This window comes from Caulobacter sp. D5 (assembly GCF_003185805.1).
In the GTDB taxonomy this organism is placed as follows: domain Bacteria; phylum Pseudomonadota; class Alphaproteobacteria; order Caulobacterales; family Caulobacteraceae; genus Caulobacter.
Window position 1 is genome coordinate 23,771 of sequence record NZ_QHJY01000115.1, and the last position, 7,389, is coordinate 31,159.

Here is a 7,389-nt window from a genome sequence, read left to right on the forward strand (position 1 = left end):
CATTTTTCAGTTGCAAAAGCTGGCGCCTGTTTGCAGTAATTTGCGCAACACGGCGCGGAGGAACCGCGCGGACACCACTTGCGGGAGGGAACATCATGGACATCCGATTCAAGCTGCGCCGCGCGGCGCTGATGGGCGGAACGGGGCTGGCGCTGATGATCGCCGCCGGAGCCGCCCAGGCTCAGACCACGCCGGCCGCCGCCCAGACCACCGAGCCCGACACCGTCGAGGAGATCACCGTCACCGGCATCCGCCGCGGGATCGAAGGCGCCATCTCGCTGAAAAAGGACTCGACCTCGATCGTCGAGGCCGTCTCGGCCGAAGACATCGGCAAGCTGCCCGACGTGTCGATCGCCGAGTCGATCGCCCGCCTGCCCGGCCTGACCGCCCAGCGCCTCGACGGCCGCGGCCAGGTGATCTCGATCCGCGGCCTGGCCCCGGACTTCACCACCGCCCTGCTGAACGGCCGCGAGCAGGTCTCGACCGGCGACAACCGCGGCGTCGAGTTCGACCAGTATCCGTCGGAACTGCTGAGCGGCGTGGTCATCTACAAGACCCCCGACGCCTCGCTGCTGGGCCAGGGCCTGGCCGGCACCGCCGACATGCGCACCATCCGCCCGCTGAAGTTCGGCAAGCGCGCCTTCGCCGTCGGCGCCCGCTACGAGTGGAACGACATCGGCGCGCTGAACCCGGGCTCGTCGGCCCACGGCAACCGCTTCAACATCTCCTACATCGACCAGTTCATGGACGGTAAGCTGGGCGTCGCCATCGGCTACGCCCACATGGAGTCGCCCTACCAGGCCCAGCGCTTCAACGCCTGGGGCTATCCCACCGACGGCGCCGGCAACCTGGTGCTAGGCGGCGCGCGGGTCACCGCCATGTCGAGCAAGCTGAAGCGCGACGGCGTGATGGCCACGGTCGAGTTCGCCCCGACCGACAACTTCACCAGCACGCTCGACGTCTTCTATTCGAAGTTCGAGAACCACCAGCTGGTGCGCGGCATGGAGATCCCGCTGGCCTGGGGCGGCAGCGCCACCGACGCCAACGGCACGCGTCCCGGCCCCGCCATCAGCGGGACCACCGCCTCGGGCGGCATGATCACCAACGCCACCTATTCCAACGTCAAGCCGGTGATCCGCAACGACGGCAACGACCGCGACGCCGACATCTGGTCGCTGGGCTGGAACAACCGCTGGAGCGTCGGCGACAGCTGGACCATCGACACCGACCTCTCCTGGTCGAAGGTCGAGCGCACCGACATGATCCTGGAGACCTACGCCGGCACCGGCCGCAATACGCTGGGCGCTCTGGACACCGTCAGCTTCTCGATGAGCGACCACGGGGCGAGCTTCAAGAACGCCCTGAACTACGGCGATCCGGCGGTGACCAAGCTGACCAGCTCGCAGGGCTGGGGCGGCGACGTCGTCACGGGCGGCCAGGACGGCTACCTGAACATGCCGACCATCGAGGACGAGCTGAAGGCCGCCCGTTTCTCGGCCAAGCGCGACCTGAACCCCGATAGCGGCCTGTCCAGCATCACCTTCGGCGTCAACTACAGCGAACGCACCAAGGGCCTCGTGAACGACGAGTGGTTCCTGAGCGTCGTCGGCGCCCCGGCCAGCGTCACGATCCCGTCGAGCGCCATCCTGGGCGTGACCTCGCTGGGCTTCGCCGGCCTGTCGGGCGTCGTCGCCTACGACCCGTTCTCGCTGCTCAACAACGGGACCTACACCAAGATCCGCAACCCGAACGCCGACGTCCTGGTCAAGAGCTGGGAAGTCGAGGAGAAGGTCACGGTCGGCTACCTGATGGCCAACATCGAGACCGAGGTCGGCGGTCACGCCCTGACCGGCAACTTCGGCTTCCAGGTGGTCAACACCGACCAGAGCTCCAACGCCCTGGGCGCCAGCGGCACCGGCACGGCCACCCAGCAGACCGAGCTGTCGGGCGGCACGAGCTATGTCGACTTCCTGCCCAGCGTGAACCTGCAGCTGCGCCTGCCCAACGAGCAGGTGATCCGCTTCGCCGCGGCCCGCACCCTGGCCCGTCCGCGGATGGACCAGATGCGCGCCAGCACCAACTACAGCTACAACTCGGCGCTCGCGACCAGCACCAGCCTGGCCAACTCGCCCTGGAGCGGCAGCGGCGGCAACCCGGAGCTGGAGCCGTGGCGCGCCAACGCCATCGACATCTCCTACGAGAAGTATTTCGGCCGCCAGGCCTATGTCTCGCTGGCCGCCTTCTACAAGGACCTGAAGACCTACGTGTACGACGCCAGCGTCCTGCACGACTTCACCGGCTATCCGATCGGCGCCAACCCCGAGCCGGTGCTGCGCCAGGGCTACATCACCATCCCGCAGAACGGCCAGGGCGGCTCGATCAAGGGCCTGGAGTTCACGGTCTCGATGCCGGGCTCGCTGATCCACCCCGTCCTCGAGGGCTTCGGCGCGATCTTCAGCGCCTCGCGCACCGAGAGCGAGATCCAGTACAGCCTGAGCGACCCGTCGATCCCGATCCCGGGCCTGTCGAAGACCGTCGGCAACCTGACCGTCTATTATGAGAAGGGCGGCTTCTCGGCCCGTCTCAGCGAGCGCTACCGCTCGAAGTTCCTGGGCGAGGTCTCCGGCTTCGGCAACGGCCGCACCTACCGGATGGTCAAGGAAGAGACCGTGCTCGACAGCCAGATCGGCTACGCGTTCGAGAACGGCCCGCTCAAGGGCCTGTCGCTGACGGCCCAGGTCAACAACCTGACCAACGAGCCCTTCGTCACCTACCAGAACGGCGATGAGCGTCAGATCATCGACTACCAGGAGTACGGCCGCACCTATCTCGTCGGTGTCGCCTACAAGTTCTAAGGCGCGCACTTCCCCCGCGTCCTCGCGCCCCCGTCGGCTTCCTGCGCCGACGGGGGTTTTCTTTTTTCAGGAGACCGCGACGATGCGCAGCCGCCTCGCAAGAAGGCGGGCGCGGGTCGCGCCAGGGAGCACGCCATGACCGCAGGACCGATCCGCAACGTCACCATCGTCGGCGGCGGCACGGCCGGCTGGATGAGCGCGGCCCTGCTGGCCCGGGCCCTGGGCCCCTCCGCCACGATCACATTGGTGGAGTCCGAGGAGATCGGCACGGTCGGGGTCGGCGAGGCCTCGATCCCGCAACTGCGGTTCTTCAACGCCTTCATCGGCCTGGACGAAGACGCCTTCCTGCGGGCGACGCAGGGGACCATCAAGCTGGGCATCGAGTTCGTCGACTGGCTGCGCCCCGGCCACCGCTACATGCACGCCTTCGGATCGGTCGGCCGCTCGTTGGGCACCACGCCCTTCCACCACTGGTGGCTGGACGCCCGCCGGCGCGGCACCGCGGGCGAGGACTTCTGGGCCTGGTCGGCCAACGCCCTGGCCGCTCGCGCCGGGCGGTTCGGTCGGGTGGCGCCGGAAGGCGGCGAGCCGCTGAGCTGGGCCTTCCACTTCGACGCCGTGCTCTACGCCCGCCACCTGCGCGGCCATGCCGAAGCCCAGGGCGTGCAGCGCGTCGAGGGCCGGGTGGTCGCGGTCGACCAGGATCCCGACAGCGGCTTCGTGCGGGCCGTGACGCTGAAGGACGGCCGCCGGGTGGAGGGCGAACTCTTCGTCGACTGCTCGGGCTTCCGCGGCCTGCTGATCGAGGAGGCGCTGAAGACCGGCTACGAGGACTGGAGCCGCTGGCTGCCGATGGACAGCGCCTGGGCCGTTCCCAGCCGCGACGCCGCCCCGCCGGTTCCCTACACCCGCGCCTGGGCCCGCGACGCCGGCTGGCAGTGGCGCATCCCGCTGCAGCACCGCACCGGCAACGGCCACGTCTTCTCCGGCGCCTGGACCGACAAGGAGACGGCCCGCCAGGTGCTGATGGACAATCTGGAGGGCGAACCGCTGGCCGATCCGCGCCTGCTGACCTTCGTCACCGGCCGCCGCAAGGCGTTCTGGAACCGCAACGTCGTGGCCCTGGGCCTGGCGTCGGGCTTCATGGAGCCGCTGGAATCGACCAGCATCCACCTGGTGCAGTCGGGCCTGGCGCGCCTGCTGGCCCTGTTCCCCGACCAGGGTTTCGACCCAGCCCTGACCGCCGAGTTCAACCGCCAGACCGGCGACGAATACGCCCGCATCCGCGACTTTCTGGTGCTGCACTACAAGGCCACCGAGCGCGACGACACGCCGTTCTGGGCCAGCCGCAAGGCGATGGAAATCCCCGAAAGCCTGGCCGCGCGTCTTTCGCTGTTCACCGGCCCCGGCCGGGTGTTCAGCCACGAGGACGACCTCTTCAAGGAAACCAGCTGGGTGCAGGTGCTGCTGGGCCAGGGCCTGACGCCGGCCGCCGCCCATCCGATGACGGCGGCGGTCGCGGACGCCCGCGTCGACGACTGGCTGGCCGACCTGGCCCACGCCGCCGCCCGCACGGCGAACGCCCTGCCGACCCACGCGGCCTTCCTGGCCGGCGCGGTGCGGGCCGAACTAGTCGGCTAGCCGACCGGCTTCTTGGCCATCAGGTCGGAGATCTTGAGGATCGCCGGGCCCAGGATGACGATGAACAGCACCGGCAGGAAGAACACGATCATCGGCACGGTGAGTTTCGGCGGCAGGCTGGCGGCCTTCTTCTCGGCGGCCGACAGGCGCAGTTCGCGGTTTTCCTTGGCCATGACGCGCAGGGCCGCGCCCAGGGGCGTGCCGTAGCGCTCGGCCTGGATCATGGCCGTGGCCACCGACTTGATGCCCGGGTGGTTGGTCCGGCGGGCCAGGCCCTCGTAGGCCAGGCGGCGGTCGGGCAGGTAGGAGAGCTCGGCGGTGAGCAGGGAAAGCTCCTCGGCCAGCTCCATCGAGCTGGAGCCCACCTCGTTGCCGACCTTCTGGATCGCCGCCTCGATCGACATGCCGCTCTCGACGCAGATCAGCAGCAGGTCGAGGGCGTCGGGGAAGGCCGAGACGATCGACTCGCGGCGCTTCTGGGCGACGTTCTGGATGTAGAGGTTGGGCGCGTAGTAGCCGATGGTCAGGGCGCCCACGCACAGGGCCAGCTTCTGCATGGTCTGCAGGCCGAAGCCGTTGATGCCGAACAGGTAGGTCGCCGCCAGCAGGGCGAAGGCGAACGGCATCACGAAGCGGAAGAAGTAGAAGGTCGACACCGGCTTGGGGCCGCGGAAGCCGGCCTGGGCCAGCTTGTCGACGACCTTGGGATCTTCCAGCAGCTTGGACAGCTGCAGCCGGTCGACGATGGTCTTGTACATCCCCTCGTCGGTGTGGCGCAGCGTGCCCCCGCCGGCGGCGCCCTTGTTGGCCAGGGCCGCGCGCGAGCGGCGGCGCAGCTCCTCGCGGCGGTTGGCCACCGACTTTAGCCGGCTTTCCAGCCCGCTGCTGTTCATCACCGGCGCGGCCAGGGTGATGATGGTGGCGAACACGACCAGCGCGACGAAGGCGGTCAGCAGGTTCGAGGGGTCGGTCAGCATCGCGGCCATGCGTCGTCCCTCCCTAGAACTTGAAGTTGATCATGCGGCGCATGATGAAGATGCCCATGCTCATCCAGATCGCCGCCCCCAGCAGCATCAGCCGCCCGCGCGTGTCGGTGAACAGGGTGGTCATGTAGTCCGGGGCGATGACGGTGATCAGCACCATCACGCCCGGCGGCAGGCAGCCGATGATGAAGGCCGAGGCCACGGCTTCGGCCGACAGCGCCTTGATCTTCTCGGTCATCAGCTTGCGGGCGCGCAGCACGGTCGACAGGTTGCCCAGCGCCTCGGCCAGGTTGCCGCCGGTCTTCTGCTGGATGTTCAGCACGATGGCGAAGAACCGCACTTCCGAGGTCGGCATCCGCTCGTAGAGGCGCTCCAGGGCCGTGTCGATCGGCATGCCCATGCCGATGTTCTCGGTCAGCATCCGGAACTCGCCGGCCAGGGGCTCGGGGCATTCCTTGCCGATGATCTTCAGACAGTCGTGCACCGGCAGGCCCGACTTGATGCCGCGCACGATGATGTCGACGGCGTCGGCGAAGGCCTCGGTGAATTTCTTGGTGCGCTTGGCGGCCAGGAACCCGACCACCCAGCGCGGCAGGCCAAAGCCGGCGGCGAAACCGCCGCCCAGGGCCACCAGCGGGATCTTCTGCACGACCAGCAGCACCAGCATGACCATCAGGCCAAGGACGCCGGAAATGATCCAGAACATCTTGACGTTCTCGCCCAGGCCCGCGGCGCGCAGGCGGGCGGCGATCGTCAGGGTGGCCTTCTTCTGCTTCTTGTCCTGTTCCTTGAGCGTCTTGAGGATCTGCTTGCGGCGGGCGTCGGGGGTGTTGGCCGCGACCTTGGCCCGCGCGGCGGCCTGGCGCTCGCCGCCGCCGACGATCACCTGGGCGCGCTTGGCGGCCTTGGCGCCGCCGCTCTCGCCGCCGCCCGTCAGCACGAAGCCCAGGCCCGCGATGGTGATGAAGCCGAGGACGGCGATCAGGATGAACATGGCCGCCTCTTACTCAGCCGCGTCCAGCGCTTCAGCCAGCTCGCGCTCGAGGCCGTAGTAGCGGGCGCGGTCCCAGAAGCGCGGCCGGGCGATGCCGGTCGAGCGGTGCTTGCCCAGCACCTTGCCGTGCTCGTCCTCGCCGGTGATCTCGTAGACGAAGAGGTCCTGGGTGACGATCACGTCGCCTTCCAGCCCGACCACCTCGGTGACGTGGGTGATGCGGCGCGAGCCGTCGCGCAGGCGGGCGGCCTGGATGATGACGTCGACCGAGCCGACGATCATCTCCTTGATGGTCTTGGAGGGCAGGCCGTAGCCGCCCATGGTGATCATGCTCTCGACGCGGCTGATGGCTTCGCGCGGGCTGTTGGCGTGCAGCGTGCCCATCGAGCCGTCGTGGCCGGTGTTCATGGCCTGGAGGAGGTCGAAGGCCTCCGGGCCGCGGACTTCGCCGACGATGATCCGTTCGGGACGCATCCGCAGGCAGTTCTTGACCAGGTCGCGCATCGTCACCGCGCCCTGGCCTTCCAGGTTCGGCGGACGGGTTTCCAGGCGCACCACGTGCGGCTGCTGCAGCTGCAGTTCGGCCGCGTCCTCGCAGGTCACGACCCGCTCGGTGGGGTCGATGAAGGCGGTCATGGTGTTGAGCAGGGTCGTCTTGCCCGAGCCCGTGCCGCCCGAGATGATGACGTTGCAGCGGCAGGCGCCGATGACGCCCAGGACGCGCGCGCCCTCGGGGCTGATGGAGGCGAACTCCACCAGGTTCTTCATCGTCAGCTTGTCCTTCTTGAACTTCCGGATGGTCAGGGTGGGACCATCCAGCGCCAAGGGGGGCGCGATGACGTTGACGCGGCTGCCGTCGGGAAGGCGGGCGTCGCAGATCGGCGAGCTTTCGTCGACCCGGCGGCCGACCTGGCTG

The 7,389-nt window shown here is 68.5% G+C and carries 5 protein-coding genes; 2 read left to right on the forward strand and 3 right to left on the reverse strand.

From position 1 onward, the window contains the following. Window positions 1–95 precede the first annotated feature (95 nt). Together DMC18_RS08670 and DMC18_RS08675 are read left to right on the forward strand one after the other, a co-directional pair. Window positions 96–2,855, forward strand: a complete 2,760-nt coding sequence (locus DMC18_RS08670) for a TonB-dependent receptor (protein ID WP_110119575.1) — start codon at window positions 96–98, stop codon at window positions 2,853–2,855. Window positions 2,856–2,990: 135 nt separating this feature from the next. After that, entirely contained in the window at window positions 2,991–4,496 is a 1,506-nt protein-coding gene (locus tag DMC18_RS08675; RefSeq protein WP_110119574.1) for a tryptophan halogenase family protein, read from the forward strand. Here the strand turns inward: DMC18_RS08675 and DMC18_RS08680 are convergent. From DMC18_RS08680 to DMC18_RS08690, 3 genes are all read right to left on the reverse strand, one after another. Beyond that, entirely contained in the window at window positions 4,493–5,482 is a 990-nt protein-coding gene (locus DMC18_RS08680) for a type II secretion system F family protein (protein ID WP_110119573.1), read from the reverse strand. The two genes, DMC18_RS08675 and DMC18_RS08680, sit on opposite strands and share 4 nt — an antisense overlap. Window positions 5,483–5,495: 13 nt before the next feature. After that, window positions 5,496–6,473 carry a type II secretion system F family protein gene (locus DMC18_RS08685; RefSeq protein WP_110119572.1) on the reverse strand — a complete coding sequence of 326 codons (978 nt, stop codon included), beginning with the start codon at window positions 6,471–6,473 and terminating at the stop codon, window positions 5,496–5,498. A 9-nt stretch (window positions 6,474–6,482) separates the two neighbouring features. Beyond that, window positions 6,483–7,389: CpaF family protein (locus DMC18_RS08690; RefSeq protein ID WP_146218017.1), on the reverse strand; the 907-nt coding region annotated here is incomplete at its 5' end.

Excerpts from the sequence above, each read along its gene's own strand:
- DMC18_RS08670 (WP_110119575.1), top strand. The coding sequence starts at position 96 with ATGGACATCCGATTCAAGCTGCGCCGCGCGGCGCTGATGGGCGGAACG.
- DMC18_RS08675 (WP_110119574.1), top strand. The coding sequence starts at position 2,991 with ATGACCGCAGGACCGATCCGCAACGTCACCATCGTCGGCGGCGGCACG.
- DMC18_RS08680 (WP_110119573.1), bottom strand. The coding sequence starts at position 5,482 with ATGGCCGCGATGCTGACCGACCCCTCGAACCTGCTGACCGCCTTCGTC.
- DMC18_RS08685 (WP_110119572.1), bottom strand. The coding sequence starts at position 6,473 with ATGTTCATCCTGATCGCCGTCCTCGGCTTCATCACCATCGCGGGCCTG.